Source organism: Sandaracinus amylolyticus (assembly GCF_021631985.1).
GTDB classification, from domain to species: Bacteria; Myxococcota_A; Polyangia; order Polyangiales; family Sandaracinaceae; genus Sandaracinus; species Sandaracinus amylolyticus_A.
The window spans coordinates 37,789-52,521 of sequence record NZ_CP070225.1; the positions used below are offsets into that span (position 1 = coordinate 37,789).

The window sequence follows — 14,733 nt, forward strand, 5'->3', positions numbered from 1 at the left end:
TGCTCGATGAGTCGCTTCGTCCGCTACGAGCTGCGCACCCGCGACGTCGACGCGGCGCGCGCGTTCTACTCCGACGTGATCGGCACGCGCGACGATCTCGCCTTCTCGACGCTGCCCGAGCGCGCGGCCGCGGCGGGCGCGCCTGCGCACTGGCTCGGACATCTCGCGGTGGACGACGTCGAGCGCGAGGTCGCGGAGCTCGGGTGGCAAGCGCTCGGACCGACGACGCGCGAGCGCGCGATCCTGCGCGATCCCTTCGGCAGCGTGGTCGCGCTGTGCAGCGCGATGGTCGCGGCATCGTCGAGCGTCGTCTGGCACGAGCTGCACACGAGCGATCTCGAGCGCGCGTGGGCGCTCTACGGCGTGCGCCGCGGATGGCGCGACACCGGCACGATCGAGCTCGAGGGCGTCGGGCCGTATCGCACGTTCGCGTGGGACGGCCCGAGCGTCGGCGGGATGGTGCAGTCGGTGCGCCTGCCGGCGGTGCACCCCCACTGGCTCTTCTACTTCGAGGTGCCCGACCTCGACGCCGCGCTCGCGACGGTGGGCGCGCGCGGCGGCAAGGTCGTCGGTCCTTTCCTTCGTTCGGCCGGCGAGCGCGTGGCGCGTCCGACCCGTTGCGCCGCGTGCGACGATCCCCAGGGCGCGGCGTTCGGTCTCGTCCAGCGCGTCTGATCACTCCGCGGCGATCGGCTCGGGCTCGATCGCGGCGATCGGCGCGCGGGCTTCCGTCTCGTCGTCCTCGCCGATCGTCGGCGGCAGCAGCTTGTACATGATCGGCGTGACGATGCGCGCGAGCAGCGTGGAGCTCACGAGCCCGCCGAGGATGACCCACGCGAGCGGCGAGTAGAGCGGCGAGCGCTCGAGCGCGAGCGGCACGAGACCGCCGATCGCGGTGAGCGTCGTCAGCAGGATCGGCACGAAGCGCGTCTCGCCGGCGCGCTGGATCGCCTCGTCGAGCGACGCGCCCTCCTCGCGCAGCTGGTTCGTGAAGTCGACGAGCAGGATCGAGTTCTTCACCTCGATGCCCATCAGCGCGACGAAGCCGATCATCGCGGTGAACGAGAGCGTGTTTCCCGTGATCAGCAGCGCGACGAGGCCGCCGATCACGCCGAGCGGGATCACCGACGCGACGATGAGCGTGCCGCGGAACGTGCGGAACTCGAGCACGAGCACCGCGAGGATGCCGAACGCCGCGACGATGATCGCGGAGCCGAGCCCGCCGAAGCTGCGCGCGCGGCTCTCGACCTCGCCCGCGACGACGAGCCGCACGCCCGAGGGCAACGACACGCCCGCGAGCCGCGAGAGCACGTCGCGCGTCACGCGATCGGTGTTCTCGCCGGTGCGCGTGAACGCGGTGACCGTCGCGCTGCGCGTGCCGTCGTAGTGACGGATCGTGGTGGGCGAGGGCTCGAGCTCGATCGCCGCGATCGCGGAGAGCGGGACTGCGCCGCCGTCGCGCGTCGGGACGAAGACCTGCTCCAGCGTCTCGAGCGTCGGGCGCGACGCACCGAGCGTGAGATCGGGCGCTTCGTCGCGCGCGAGCACCACGCGGATGTCGCGCGCGTCGTCGTCACCGGGATGGCGGAAGCGCCCCGCGGGCACACCGCCGATCGCGAGGCGGATCGCGCGATCGACCTCCGACGCGACCGCGCCGAGCGCGGCGGCGCGCGTCTCGTCGACCCGCACCCGCAGATCGGTGCGGCGCTCGCGCGCGGGGTTCACCACGTCGCGCGTGCCCGGCGTCGCGGCCAGCACCGCTTCGACGCGCGCCGCCGCGTCGGCGAGCGACTCCACGTGGTCGCCCATGAGGCGCATCGCGATCGGCGCCTCGAGCGGCGGGCCGTTCTCGAACTCGAGGAGGCGGATGCGCGCGCCGGGGTACGACGCGAGCTCCTCGCGCAGGCGATCGAGCAGGGCCGGCGAGTGATCGGGATCGAAGTGATCGAGCGATGCGAAGACCTCTCCGATGTTCGCGCGCTCGTTCTGGACCGGCACGTTGTAGTAGACGAGCGGGTTGCCCTTGCCGACGTTCGCGACCTGCCACGCGATCTCGTCGTGCGACGCGAGCACGCGCTCGACGAAGCGCGTCGCGCGATCGGTCTCGGCGAGGCTCGCGCCCTCTTCGGTCTCGACGCGCACCAGGAACTGCGCGGTGCCCGCCTTGGGGAAGAGCGAGAACCCGATCCGCGGCACCAGCGCCATGCTGCCCACGAAGAGCGCGATCGCCGCGACCAGCGTGAGCTTCGGCCAGCGCAGCGCGACCGAGAGCACCGGGCGATAGCTGCCCTCGATCACGTGCATCATCCCGCGGAACACGACGTTGCCGTGCTCGGCCTCGGGCTTGAGCACGCGGCTCGCGAGGAAGGGCACGACCGTGAGCGAGACGAGCAGCGACGCGGCGACGGTGAGCACCACCGCGAGCGGCAGGCTGCGGATGAATTCGCCCGACGTGCCGGGGAGCGCGAGCAGCGGCACGAACGCGAGGATCAGCGTCGCGGTGCAGCCGAGCACCGAGAGCGTGATCTGCTTGGTCGCGAGGATCGCGGCCTCGCGCGGCGTGTGCCCGAGGCGCAGGAAGCGCGCGATGTTCTCGACCACGACGACCGAGTCGTCGACCAAGAGGCCGAGCGCGATCACGAACCCGACGATCGAGAGCTGGTTGATGCCGTAGCCCGCGCCGAAGAGCATCGTGAGCCCGACCGCGATCGAGAGCGGGATCGAGATCATCACGACGACCGACGCACGCACGCCGAGCGGCAGGAGCGTCACCAGCACGAGCAGGATCGCGAGCACGAAGTCGCGCGCGAAGCCCGAGAGTCGGTGCTCGACGTTGTGCGACTGGTCGAACGTGCGCGCGAGCGTGACGCCCTCGGGCAGCGTGGGCTCGAACGAGGCGAGCGCCTCCTCGATGCCGTTGCGCACCGTGAAGATGTTCTGCCCTTCGCGCTGGTTGACCGCGACCGTGACCGCGCGACGTCCGTTCACGCGCACGAGGTGCACCGCTTCGGCATCGCCGAACGTGACGTTCGCGACGTCGCGCACCCGCACCACGCGTCCTGCGCTCGCGCGCACCACGGTGTCGCGCACCGCGTCCACGCTCTCGTAGTCGCCGCGCGTCTGCACCGTGAAGCGACGCGCGCCGGCCTCGACGCTGCCCGCGGGGATCGTGCGGCTCTCCGCGCTCACCGCGCCGAGGATCTCCGCGGGCGAGATCCCGAGCGCGCGCATCCGCCCGAGGTCGAGCTCGATGCGCAGCTCCTGCGCCGGCAGCCCCGCGATCGTCGCCTCGCCCACGCCGGGCACCGCCTCCAGTCGATCCTCGAGCGCGCGCGCGAGCCGATCGAGGTCGGCGTAGGTCGCGTCGTCGGACACGAGCCCGACCTGCACGATGTTCACGTTCGCCGCGTTCGCGGTCTCGAGGTCGAGGCGCACCAGCTCGGAGGGAAGGGTGGGGCGCAGCGTGTCGAGCTCGCGGCGCAGCTCGTCCTCCTTGCGCGGCACGTCGACGCCCGCCTCGTACTCGACGCGGATCACCGCGAGCCCGTCGCGGATCGTCGTCTCGACGCGGTCGAGATCGTCGAGCGCCTGCACGCGCTCCTCGATCGGATCGACGACGAGCTGCTCGAGATCGAGCGGCGATGCGCCGGGCAGCACCGCGACGACGACGAAGACCGGCAGCGGGAACGTCGGGTCCTCGCTCTTCGGGATCGCGACGAGCGACGAGACGCCCAGCGCGAGCAGCATGCCGAAGACGACGAGGGTGAACTGCCAGCGTTTGACGGCGAATTCCGAGATGTTCGGCATGGTGCTCACTCCTCCGTGACCGGCTCGACGTGCGCGCCCGGGTCGAGGCGATCCGCGCCGATGCCGATCACCGCGTCGATCTCGTCGAGCGGGCTCGCGAGCACCGCGTGATCGCCGCGCAGGAACGCGATGCGCACCGGGATGCGGCGCGCGCGCCCGGCGTCGACGACGAGCACCGCGGCATCGTGATCGTGGCCGTCGACCAGCGCGGAGAGCGGCACGCTCGCGGTGAAGGTCTCGCCGATCGGGATCGACGCACGCCCGACGAGGCCGGTGCGCATCGTGAGCTCGGTGGGCGCGTCGAACGCGATCTCGACGTCGTAGGTGCCGCTGCCCATCGAGGGCAGTCGCGCGATCTCGACGATGCGCGCGTCGATCGCGCGCTCGGGCATCGCGTCGAGCGTGATCGTCGCGACATCGCCCTCGTGGAGGCGTGCCACCGAGCGATCCGGCACCGCGACGCGCAGCACCCACCCGCGCGCGCGGCTCGCGATCCGCAGCACCGGCTGGCCGGGGCCGATCACCTCGCGCGCATCGACGAGGCGGGCGTCGACCCAGCCGTCGTCGGGCGCGCGCAGCGTCGAGTAGCGCAGCGCGAACCCCGCGGCGGCGACGTTCGCGCGCGCGACCTCGGCACCGGTCTGCGCGTCCTCGTAGGTCGCGGAGGGGAGCGAGCCGCTCTCGCTCAGCGTTCGCGCGCGGCCGAGGTCACGCTCGGCGCGCGTCAGGCTCTCGCGTGCCTGCATCACCGTCGCGCGCGCGGCCGTCGCGTCGAGGCGCGCGAGGACCTGCCCGCGGTGCACCTCGTCGCCCGCGTCGACGAGCACGTCGAGGATCACGCCGCCGCCCGGGAACCCGAGGTCGAACGTGTCGCGCGGCATCACGAGGCCGGGCAGCTCGAGCGGCTCGCGCGCCGGCGTCCGATCGATCGCCGCGAGGCGCACCGGGATCGCGGCCGTGGGCTCGGCCTCCTGCGCCGCGGCGGGCTCGGACGTGCTGCATCCGGAGAGCGCGAGCGCGATCAGCGCGAGCGTGATGGTGGTCGTTCGAATCGTCATCGATCGTCTCCTCAAGGACTGTCGAAAAACTCAGCTCGCCCGCGGGGGCCCTACCGTCCGCGCCCTTCGCGCGCTCCCTCCTCGATCGCGCGGCGCCAGCGTGCGTCGGCCACCGCGAGATCGATCCGGGCGTTCAAGAGGTCGAGGCGCGCGCGCACCAGCAGCGTCTGCGCGTCGATCACCGGGAGTCCGGTGCCGCGCCCCGCGCGGAACACCTCGGATGCCTGGCGCAGCGCGCGCTCGGCGGCGTCCACCTGGGCATGGCGCGACGTCATCGCGCTCACCGCGTCGCGACGCTGGCGATCCGCGTCGACGATCTCGGCGCGCACGCCTTCTTCGACCGACTCTCGCGACGCGCGCGCCGCGGCGATGCGCGACTCGAGCGCGCGCCGCGAGGGATCGGCGGAGAGCGCGTCCGCGAGCTGCCAGCTCACCTGCGCGCCCACGGCCCACGTCGTCTCGAAGCGCTCCTGCGCCGGCACGAAGCGTGGGTTCGGGTTCGCGAGGAGCACCTCGCCGATCAGATCGAGCCGCGGGATCAGCGCCGCGTCCTGCACGATGCGCTGGGCCTCGAGCGCCTCGACCTGCGCGCCGATCGCGCGCAGCTCGGAGCGACGCTCGAGCGCGCCTGCGACCGCATCGTCGATCGACGCGTGGATCGCGGGCTCGTCGGGGAGCGTGTCGCCGATGGCGTCGGGGATCGTGCTCACGTGCATCACGGTGCGGAGTCGATCCGCGAGCGCGTCGCGCAGGTGCTCGGTGGTCGCGACGAGCTCGTGCATCGCCGCGACCTGCGCCTCGGCGCGCGACACGTCGGCGCCGGTCGCGAGGCCCGCCTCGAACACGCGGCGCGCGTCGTCGCGATGGGCCTCCGCGGTGGCGAGCCCGGTGCGCGCGACCACGAGGCCGAGCCGCGCGCGCGCCCAGCCCCAGTAGAGCTGCTCGGCCTCGAGCGCGAGCCGCGCCTCGGTGGCCTCGAGCGTCGCCTCGCCCGCGTGCACCACGTGCTCGGCCGCGTCGCGACCGGGCAGCACGCGCAGGAAGTAATCGCTCACCGGCACCACGAGCTGCGCGCGGACCTGCGTCTGATCGAGCAGCACCGGGAACGAGATCGGCACGCTCACGAGGGGCGTGCCCGGCTCGATCACACCACCCTGCGTCTGATCGACCGGCGCCGCGACGAACCCGAGCGTCGGCGCCTCGATCTCCGAGAGGCGCATGTAGCTCGCGCTGAGGCCGACGCGCGGCACCAGCGCGAGCCACGCACGATCGACGTCGGCGCGCGCGGCCTCGATCTCGGCGAGGCGCGCGCGGCGATCGAAGCTGCTCTCGACGACGGCGCGCACCACGTCCTGGGCGCGAAGGCCTCCGGGCACCGCGAGCTCGGCTGCGAGCACGTCGTCGTCCTGCGCGTGCGCGGAGGTGGTCGTCGCGAGCATCGCGCCCAGCGCGAGCAGCGAGACGGAGCGAATCGTTGGCGACATGCCGCCGGCCGTGAGCAGCCCTCGTGCCGCGCGAATTGGCGCGATTCTCCGCGATCCCGCTGTACGGCGCGCCGACGTGTCGGAGGTCCGTACAGCGGCTCGCGCGCGGTGCTCCGACGCTTTTCCGCGCGGAAACGAATCTCCCGCGCGGCTCGAAACACGGCGCGACTTTCGCTAGCGTTCCTCGAGCCGATGGACGCGGAGACCCTCGAACGCCGTTATGCCGAGGCGCGCGACGCGCTGCTCATCGAGTTCGGAACGCGATGGGTCGAGCGCAAGCCGCTCCTGATGTCGGTCCAGCGCGGGCTGGTGATCGTCATCATGGTGCTCGCGGGGTACACCGGGCCGCGCTTCTTCGCGCTGCTCGGGCTCTACGCGCTGACGTTCGCGTTCGATCTCTACGAGCGACATCGCATCCGCCGCACCGAGTGCACCGAGCACCACATCGCGTACGGCACCATGATCGCGATGTTCCTGATGGCGGTGGGCTGTGCGTTCACCGGCGGCTACGCGAGCCCGATCCTGCCCGCGCTGCTCGCGCCCGCGGTGATCCCCGCGGCGGCGTTCGGCCGTCGCCCGCCGACGTGGATCCTGCTCGGCGAGCTCGTGGTGCTGCTGCTCGTGCTGCTCGGCCTGCCCGAGTGGGTGACCGGACCGATCATGCCGAAGCCGTGGGTCTCGATCGGCATCGGCACGTCGATCGTGTTCGCGGTCTGGGTGAGCGTGGTGAACCTCGTGACGCTGACCGAGGTCTACACGCGTGCGGCGGTGCACGCGGCGCAGATGCGCGAGGAGGTGCTCGAGCAGCACGAGTCGCGCGCGCGCGGCCTCGAGACGATGGGCGCGAAGGTCGCGCACGAGCTCAAGAACCCGCTCGCCGCGATCGCCGGCCTCGCGCAGCTGCTGCTGCAGGGCCAGCACGACGACAAGACGCGCGAGCGCCTCTCGGTGATCGCGAGCGAGGTCGGTCGCATGGAGAAGACGATGCGCGAGTACCTCGCGTTCTCGCGACCGCTCGACGAGGTGCGCCCGATGGACGTCGAGCTCGCGACGCTCGCCGACGACGTGCTGGTGCTGCTCGAAGGACGTGCGCGCGCGCGCTCGGTGACGCTCGAGCGGACCGGCGAGCGTCTCCGCGCGAGGGTCGATCCCGCGCGCCTGAAGGAGGCGCTGATCAACCTCGTCGACAACGCGATCGAGGCGTCGTCGGCGGGCGGGCGCGTGACGATCGAGCTCGCGCGCGTTCCCGGCTCGACGCACGTGCGGGTGCGCGATCGCGGCGAAGGGATCGCGCCCGAGGTGCTCGCGCGCGTGGGCACGCCGTACTTCACGACGCGCAGCGAGGGCACCGGGCTCGGCGTGGTGATCGCGCGTGCCGCGATCGAGCAGCACGGAGGGACGCTCGCGCTGCACAGCCAGCGCGGCGAGGGCACGCTCGCCGAGATCGTGCTGCCCGACGCCGCTGCGCCCGCGAGGGCCGCATGAGCCGCGCGCGGATCCTGCTCGTCGACGACGAGCCGGGCGTCCTCTACATGCTGCGCGAGGTGCTCTCGGAGCGCGGCCACGACGTGGTCGCGGTGTCGTCGGGCGCCGCCGCGCTGGGGCACATCGATGCTGCGTCGCTGGTCGTCAGCGATCTCGCGATGCCGGGGATCGATGGTCTCGAGCTGCTCGCGCACGTGCACGAGCGGAGGCCCGAGCTGCCCTTCGTGCTGATCACCGCGCACGGCAACGAGCGCGTCGCGGTCAGCGCGATGAAGGCGGGCGCGCACGACTACCTCACGAAGCCGGTCGACATCGACGAGCTGCGGCTCGTGGTGGATCGCGCGCTCGAGCGCTCGCAGCTGCGCACCGAGGTGCGGCTGATGAAGGCCGAGCGCGCGCTCGGTCGCCGATTGATCGCGGAGAGCGCGGTGATGCGGCGCCTGCTCGAGTCGATCGAGCGCATCGCCGACAAGGACCTCACGGTGCTGGTGCGCGGCGAGACCGGCAGCGGCAAGGAGCTCGTCGCGTCGCTGGTGCACGCGCAGAGCCGCCGCGAGAGCGGACCGCTGGTGCGCTTCAACTGCGCGGCGCTGCCGGCCGAGCTCGCGGAGGCGGAGCTCTTCGGGCACGCCCGCGGCGCGTTCACCGGCGCGGTCGCGACGCGCCGCGGGTTCTTCGCGGAGGCGGATCGCGGGACGCTCGTGCTCGACGAGATCGGCGAGCTCCCGATGACGCTCCAGCCGAAGCTGCTGCGCGCCCTGCAGGACGGCGAGATCCAGCCGATCGGTGGGCGCATCGAGAGGGTCGACGTGCGTGTGGTCGCGAGCACGCATCGCGATCTCGCGGCCGAGGTGAAGGCGGGACGGTTCCGCGAGGATCTCTACTACCGGCTCGCGGTGGTGGAGCTCGTGGTGCCTCCGCTGCGCGAGCGCCGCGACGAGATCCCTGCGCTCGCGCGCGGCTTCGCCGAGCGATACGGCGAGCGCTTCGGGATGCCCGACGTCTCGCTGTCCCCGGAGCTGCTCGACGCGCTCTGCCGCGCGGAGTGGCCGGGCAACGTGCGCCAGCTCGAGAACACCATCGCGCGCATGGTCGCGCTCTCGGGCCCGCGGGTCGGGCTCGACGCGTTCTTGTCGCCGAGCGCGCCGGCGCCCGAGCCCGACGCCGAGCCGCCCGCCGAGGGAGAGAGCGACGCCGCGCCGCTGCCGCTGCGCGCGCAGGTCGAGGCGTTCGAGCGTGGATTGGTGGTGCGAGCGCTCGCCGACTGCAAAGGCAATCAGTCGCACGCCGCGCGCCGATTGGGCATCGGTCGCGCGACGTTGATCGACAAGATGAAGCGCTACGGGATCAAGTGACTAACGCGGGTAGGGGAACGAATCGACGCTTCCCCACACCGCCGTGTCCGGGTTGAGCAGATCGAATTCGCCCGACTCCGTGTCGCAGCGGATGACCCAGAACGAGTCCTCGTCGTAGCGCGTCGAGCCGAGCGTCACGTGCCAGCTGCCATATCGGCGCTGGTGGTTGAACCATCGATGCAGGTGGCCCGAGAGCGCGACGAGCACGTTCCCGTGGCGCCCGAGCACCGCGTGGATGTCGGCGAAATCGGCATCCTCGAGCTCGTCCTCCGCGAGGACGAGCGGGTGGTGGTGGAACATCACGAAGCTCGGCAGTCCCTCAGCGAGCTGCTCGTCGAGCCAGCGCAGCTGGGCCTCGCCGAAGCTCCCGTAGGTCGTGTCGTATCGCGCGCTCGCCGCGTCCCAGGTGTCGCCGAGCTGACTGTCGAGCACGATGAATCGGAATCCTCGGTGATCGACCGAGTAATACGAGCGCTCGAGCCCGAGCTTGTCGCGGAAGAGCTCGTGCACGAATTCGCGCGGCATCTCCGGGACGAAATAGTCGTGATTGCCGAGCGCGAGGTGCACCGGCATCTCGAACGTCTCGAGCACGCTCGCGACGATGTCGTGCGCCGTGAGGTTCGAGGGCTCGTAATAGAACATCGGATCGAGCGAGTTGTACTCGTGGATCACGTCGCCCAGGACGAACGCATGCGCGATCGGCATGTCGAGCGCGTGGATGCGATCCCGCGCGCCGACGAGGCGCTCGTTCGCGGCGAGGATCGACGTGGTGTCGAGCTCGCCGTTCTCCGGGCCGGTGTACCACTCGTCGATCACGTGAGGATCGGAGAGCAGGACGACCTGGAAACAGTTGTCGCGCGAGCAGTCGAGCGGCGGGAGCTCGACGCGCATGCGCAGCGGATCCGGCGGGCGCTGCGGGCCCGCGTCGGTGGCGGGTGTCGCGGCGTCGGGCGTGGGGGACGCGTCCGAGGAGCCGCAGGCCACGAGCGCGAGGGAAGAGAGCGAAAGGGTGAAGTGAAGCGCGAGGCGCATGGCGGCGCGACGGTAGCGAGCGGTTGCGCCCACAACCATCGCGCTGCGTGACAGTCGCGTGAGGAATCGACGACGCGCTCGGATCAGCGCTTCTTCGCAGCGGCCTTCTTGGTCGCGGCCTTCTTCACCGGAGCCTTCTTCGCGGCCGCTTTCTTCGCGACTGCCTTCTTCGGCGTCGGGAGCGTCGGAGTCGGCTTCGCGGGCGTGGTGGCGACTGCTCCGCTCGCGAGCGTCTTCACCAGCGTCTTGGGCGCGACCGCGCGATAGCTCTCGTCGAGCCAGTCGAGGAGCATCGGAATCGGCACGTCGTCGTCGACCCCGAACTTCGCGCTCACCCATCCGCTCTTCCCGAGCCCGTACCCGGTCGGCTGCGCGAAGGGGAGCATCAGCGCGACGTTGTTCGACTCGGGCAGCTTCATGCTCAACGAGAGCCCGGTCGCGTCGGTGAAGAGGAAGCAGAACGTCTTGTTCTTCACCTTGAAGGCCGCGTGATCCCACGGCCGATCCTCGTGGGTCCCGGGATAGGCGAGGGCCTTCGCGCGAATCGTCTCTTCGTGCGCCTTGATGTGCGCCGGCGGCTCGGTCGTCGGATGCATGCGCCGTCGAGTCTACCGCTCGCTCGCGAGCTTCGCGCGCACGTCCATGAGGATGCGACCGAGCATGTTCTTGCCGCTCCCGTCGCCGCCATCGCCCCAGTAGTCGTCGTTCTCGGTGTGCTCGACCAGCTTCGCGTCGCCGGTCGCGAGGAGCAGCGCGCGCAGCTCGTCGTGCTGCGAGAACTTCGCCTCGACCGCCTCGCGCATGATCGAGACCTTCACCGACTCCCAGTCACGCCGCAGCTTCCGACTCCGATCCCGTCCCAGCCGCGCCGCGATCATCGGCGTCTTCGCGCGCCGAACGGCGTCGCGGTCCTTCGCGTCGACGAGCTTCTGCGCCTGGAAGTAGTGCTCGCTCGTCGCCCAACGCTCGCCGCGCACGACGATGGGAAATGGCGCGAAGTTCGAGAATTCCCCGTACTCGTCGGTGACGCTGTAGAACCGAATCACGTTCGTCATCCGCACGAATGTGCCGCACGTCCAATTCGGCTCCAGTCGCGCGCCTTCGGCGCGCGCTGCCGGAACGCGCGGACGACCGAGAAAGCGCGAAGCGCGCCTCGGTCGTTCGCGCCCTCCTCAGCCCCACAAGCGCGAGATCCTCATGCGTGCCGAAGCCGTGCAGCAGGGCGCGGGGCATGGTCCCCGAGCGATCCCGCAGCGAGGGCCACACGACGCATCACCGAGCGTGCATGGTCCGCGACGCGTGCGTCGCACGCGACGCGGACACTCCGCTTCCCGACGTCTCACCGGCTCGTGATCGGCAGCTCGCGAGGACTAGCGAGGGGATCATGCCCCGCGCCCGCACCGAAGCGCCTCATGCCTTGATCTGCGAGTACTCCCCGGTCCGCCCCCGACTCGTATCCCCGAACCCCTCGCTCGCAGCGCCCACGGCGTTCAGCAGCGTCGTCAGCAGCGCGTTGTGCGGCGCGCCCTCGATCGCGCCGTAGTCACCGCCGCGCGAGCAGTCGACGACCTCGCCCTGCTTCAGATATCCGCCCGCCGACCCCGCGATCACGATCGGCAGGTTGTTGAAGTGGTGCGCCTTCCCGTCGGAGAGCTCGTTGATCCACATCACCGCGCTGTGATCGAGCACGGTCCCGTCGCCTTCTCCGAACTGATCCATCCAACCCAGCAGCTCGGCGAAGCGCGACGCGTACCAGCGATCGATGTCGCCGATCATCCGCTCGATGCCCGGAAGATCCGCGCCCGCCGCGTCGTCGCGACCGGTGCGGTGCGAGAGCTGGTGGTGCGTGAATTCGTGGTCGATCCCGTCCCACCGGAACGTCGGACCACCCGATCCGCGCGACCACTGGATCGTCGACACGCGATTCTGATCGCACACCATCGAGAGCACCGACAGGCGCATCAACATGCGCCCTGCCTCGCGGAACTCTCCGTCGCTGCCGACCTGGTCCGCGCTCATCCCGTCGTAGCGATCGACGCCGGTGATCCCGAGCGCGCCCGGCGTGCCCGCGTCGCAGAGCCCGGGCATCGACGTCTCGGTGTCGCGCACCAGCGCGAGCCACGCGTCGATCTTCGTCCGATCGTCGCTCGACATCGGCATCCGACGCAGCGTCTGCAGATCCTCGCGCACGAGATCCGCGACGCTCTGACGGCGACGCACGATGCGATCCTCGGCCTCGCCTCCGGGGATGATCCCCATCAGCGATCGATAGACGTTCCAGGGGTTGTTCTCCCCTGCATAAGGGGTATTCGCCGCTGAATAAGAGACGAAGTCCGTCGCACCGCCGCTCGCGGGATCGATGCGTCGTCCCACTTGGAGCACCAGCGGATCGACACCGCCCGGATTGATGCGCCGCGCTGCCTCGAAGTCGACCGAGTGACCGAGCGCGTAATTGCGCGAGTCGTCGCTCAGCCCGACCGCGGTGAGCTTGCAGCTCATGCCCTTGCGGTGATCGCACCCCGCGATCCCGTCGAGCCCGAACCCTCGCGGCGACATGTGGATCCCCCGCGGAACGAGCAGCTTCGAGCGGAACGACGCCAGCGGCTCGACACCGCGCCCGACGAACGACGCGTCGGTGAGCGCCCCGCGATCGTTCGCGGGGAAGAAGTCGCTCATGTTCACGCCGTTCGGCTGGAAGAAGATCACGAGCCGCTTGATGGGCTCGCTCGGCTGCGCGAAGAGGCTCGGCACCGAGCTCAGGATCGGCAGCGCCACGGCAGCCCCGCCGAGGCCGCGGAGGAAGGTGCGTCGCTTCACGGCGTCGTCTCCGTACCGACCGCGCGATTGCGGAACGCGTCGGTCTGCGTGAGGTCCACGAGCAGATCGAGGATCGAATATCCGTCTTCGCCGAGGCGCGTGCCGAGCTGCTCGATGGTGCAGCGGTCGCTCGCGACCTGGCGCGCATACGCGTACTCGACCCAGTGGCGCGCATAACAGCGCTGCGCGGTCGGCGAATTCGCGATCGCCGTCGAGAGATCGGCTGCGCCACCGAACGACGTCTCTTCGCGCCCACCGAGCATCGCAGTGCCGGTCGAGTCGACCGCTTCGCCGTTGTCGAGATCGCGATACGCACCCAGCGCATCGAAGTGCTCGAACGCGAACCCCACCGGATTGATGAACTGGTGATGACAGCTCGCGCACGCCTCGGACGAGGTCTGTTGTGTGACGCGCTCTCTCGTCGTGACGAGATCGGGGCTCGGCGCGGGCAGCGGCGTCATCTCCGCGCCGGGCGGCGGCGAGCCGAGCTCGAGGCAGAGCACTTCTTCCTGCAGGTATGCGCCGCGCAGGATCGGCGACGTGCGGTCGTACATCGCGTGCGACGCGAGGAACCCGAGGCGGGTGAAGATGCCCGCGCGCTCCGCCGCATCGAGCGTCACCGGCTCGAGCGCCTCGCCGTAGCCCGAGGGATCGAGCCCGTAGAGCGGCGCGAGATCGGCGTTCACGAACGCGGTGGGCTCGGTGATCAGCGTGCCGAAGCCGCCCTCGCGCTCGAACACGACGTGCTCGACGAAGCGCAGCGTCTCGTCGCGGAAGAGCGGCACCATGTCCTCGCGGAACCCGGGATAGCGCGCGGGATCGCGCACGATCTCGCTCCATCGCGCGGCGTGGCTGCCCTCCATGCCGAGCCAGCGGCGATGGAACGACTCGACCATGCGGTGCGCGCGCGGGTCCTGGAGCATGCGCTCGGCCTGCGCGCGGATGTCGTCGGTGCTCGAGAGCCGCCCCGCGTCCGCCGCGTCGAGCAGCACGTCGTCGGGCATGCTGCTCCACAGCATGTACGAGAGGCGCGTCGCGACGTCGTGATCCTCGAGCGCGATGCGCGCGCCGTCGCGATCGGTGCTGCGCTCCGCGCGCAGCAGGAAGCTCGGCGACTGCAGGAACGCCTCGACGAGGAGCTGCACGCCCTCTTCGAACGTGCCGGTCTCGGTGAGATCGGCGCGCAGTCGGAAGAGCTCGTCGAAGCGCGCGATCTCGTCGGTCGAGAGCGGACGGCGGAACGCGCGACGACCGAACGCGACGACGAAGTCGTGCGCGCACGCCGCGCCGTCGCCGCTCGGCGTGCACGGCAGGAGCGCCGCGAGCGCGCCGGGACGCGCCGCGATCTCGGTCGCGACGGTCTCCGCGGCGACGCGATAGCCGTCCCACAGACGCGCATCGATCGGGCCGGTGGTGTCGGGCGGCAGCATCTCGGACGGTGCGAGGTCCGGTGCGCGCAGCAGGTCGGCGACCGAGTTGTCGTACTGGTCGTGCGTGAGCCGCGGGATGCGGCTGGTCTCGGGGAGATCGTCGCAGCTCGAGGGTCCCCGCGTGCGTGGGCCGCCCAGCGGACCGCTCGGGTTGTCGGCGAGCGTGCCGGTGCAGCCTCCGCCGAGCACGGCCGCGAGCGCGAGCACCGCGAGCGTGGCTCTGGCTCTCATGGCGAGGTCGGTACCTCGAGCCCTTGCGAACGGC

At 71.0% G+C, this 14,733-nt stretch carries 11 protein-coding genes; 3 read left to right on the forward strand and 8 right to left on the reverse strand.

The genetic code is table 11. The annotated features are described in order from the left end of the window. Positions 1 to 6: 6 nt before the first annotated feature. Complete coding sequence (locus I5071_RS00145; RefSeq protein ID WP_236519806.1) at positions 7 to 675, forward strand: VOC family protein; 669 nt, start codon at positions 7 to 9, stop codon at positions 673 to 675. On the opposite strand, the gene I5071_RS00150 is transcribed toward I5071_RS00145, so the two are convergent. The 3 genes from I5071_RS00150 to I5071_RS00160 are packed head-to-tail and all read right to left on the reverse strand — an operon-like array spanning position 676 to position 6,349. After that, entirely contained in the window at positions 676 to 3,807 is a 3,132-nt protein-coding gene (locus I5071_RS00150) for an efflux RND transporter permease subunit (RefSeq protein ID WP_236519807.1), read from the reverse strand. Between the two features lie 5 nt (positions 3,808 to 3,812). Then, the gene (locus I5071_RS00155) at positions 3,813 to 4,865 is read right to left on the reverse strand and encodes an efflux RND transporter periplasmic adaptor subunit (protein WP_236519808.1); all 1,053 of its coding nucleotides are present in this window, start codon (positions 4,863 to 4,865) and stop codon (positions 3,813 to 3,815) included. Between the two features lie 50 nt (positions 4,866 to 4,915). Continuing rightward, on the reverse strand, positions 4,916 to 6,349 hold the full coding sequence (locus I5071_RS00160; RefSeq protein WP_236519809.1) for a TolC family protein: 1,434 nt from the start codon (positions 6,347 to 6,349) through the stop codon (positions 4,916 to 4,918). 192 nt (positions 6,350 to 6,541) lie between these two features. Between I5071_RS00160 and I5071_RS00165 the strand changes: the two genes are divergently transcribed. Further along, the gene (locus tag I5071_RS00165; protein ID WP_236519810.1) at positions 6,542 to 7,834 is read left to right on the forward strand and encodes a sensor histidine kinase; all 1,293 of its coding nucleotides are present in this window, start codon (positions 6,542 to 6,544) and stop codon (positions 7,832 to 7,834) included. Then, a complete protein-coding gene (locus I5071_RS00170) occupies positions 7,831 to 9,189 on the forward strand; it encodes a sigma-54-dependent transcriptional regulator (protein WP_236519811.1) in 1,359 nt (452 codons plus the stop codon). Before I5071_RS00165 ends, I5071_RS00170 begins: the two co-directional genes overlap by 4 nt. Here the strand turns inward: I5071_RS00170 and I5071_RS00175 are convergent, their stop codons facing one another. From I5071_RS00175 to I5071_RS00195, 5 genes are all read right to left on the reverse strand, one after another. Continuing rightward, positions 9,190 to 10,221 (reverse strand): metallophosphoesterase family protein, encoded by a 1,032-nt coding sequence (locus tag I5071_RS00175; protein ID WP_236519812.1) that lies wholly within the window; start codon positions 10,219 to 10,221, stop codon positions 9,190 to 9,192. It abuts the gene before it with no gap. Positions 10,222 to 10,304: 83 nt separating this feature from the next. After that, positions 10,305 to 10,817, reverse strand: coding sequence for an MmcQ/YjbR family DNA-binding protein (locus I5071_RS00180; RefSeq protein ID WP_236519813.1), 513 nt, complete (start codon positions 10,815 to 10,817; stop codon positions 10,305 to 10,307). Between the two features lie 12 nt (positions 10,818 to 10,829). Then, positions 10,830 to 11,276 (reverse strand): NADAR family protein, encoded by a 447-nt coding sequence (locus tag I5071_RS00185; protein WP_236519814.1) that lies wholly within the window; start codon positions 11,274 to 11,276, stop codon positions 10,830 to 10,832. Positions 11,277 to 11,631: 355 nt separating this feature from the next. Further along, positions 11,632 to 13,038: a DUF1552 domain-containing protein gene (locus I5071_RS00190; protein WP_236519815.1), complete on the reverse strand. Its 1,407-nt coding sequence runs from the start codon at positions 13,036 to 13,038 to the stop codon at positions 11,632 to 11,634. Further along, entirely contained in the window at positions 13,035 to 14,699 is a 1,665-nt protein-coding gene (locus I5071_RS00195) for a DUF1592 domain-containing protein (protein ID WP_236519816.1), read from the reverse strand. Before I5071_RS00195 ends, I5071_RS00190 begins: the two co-directional genes overlap by 4 nt. Positions 14,700 to 14,733: the final 34 nt, after the last annotated feature.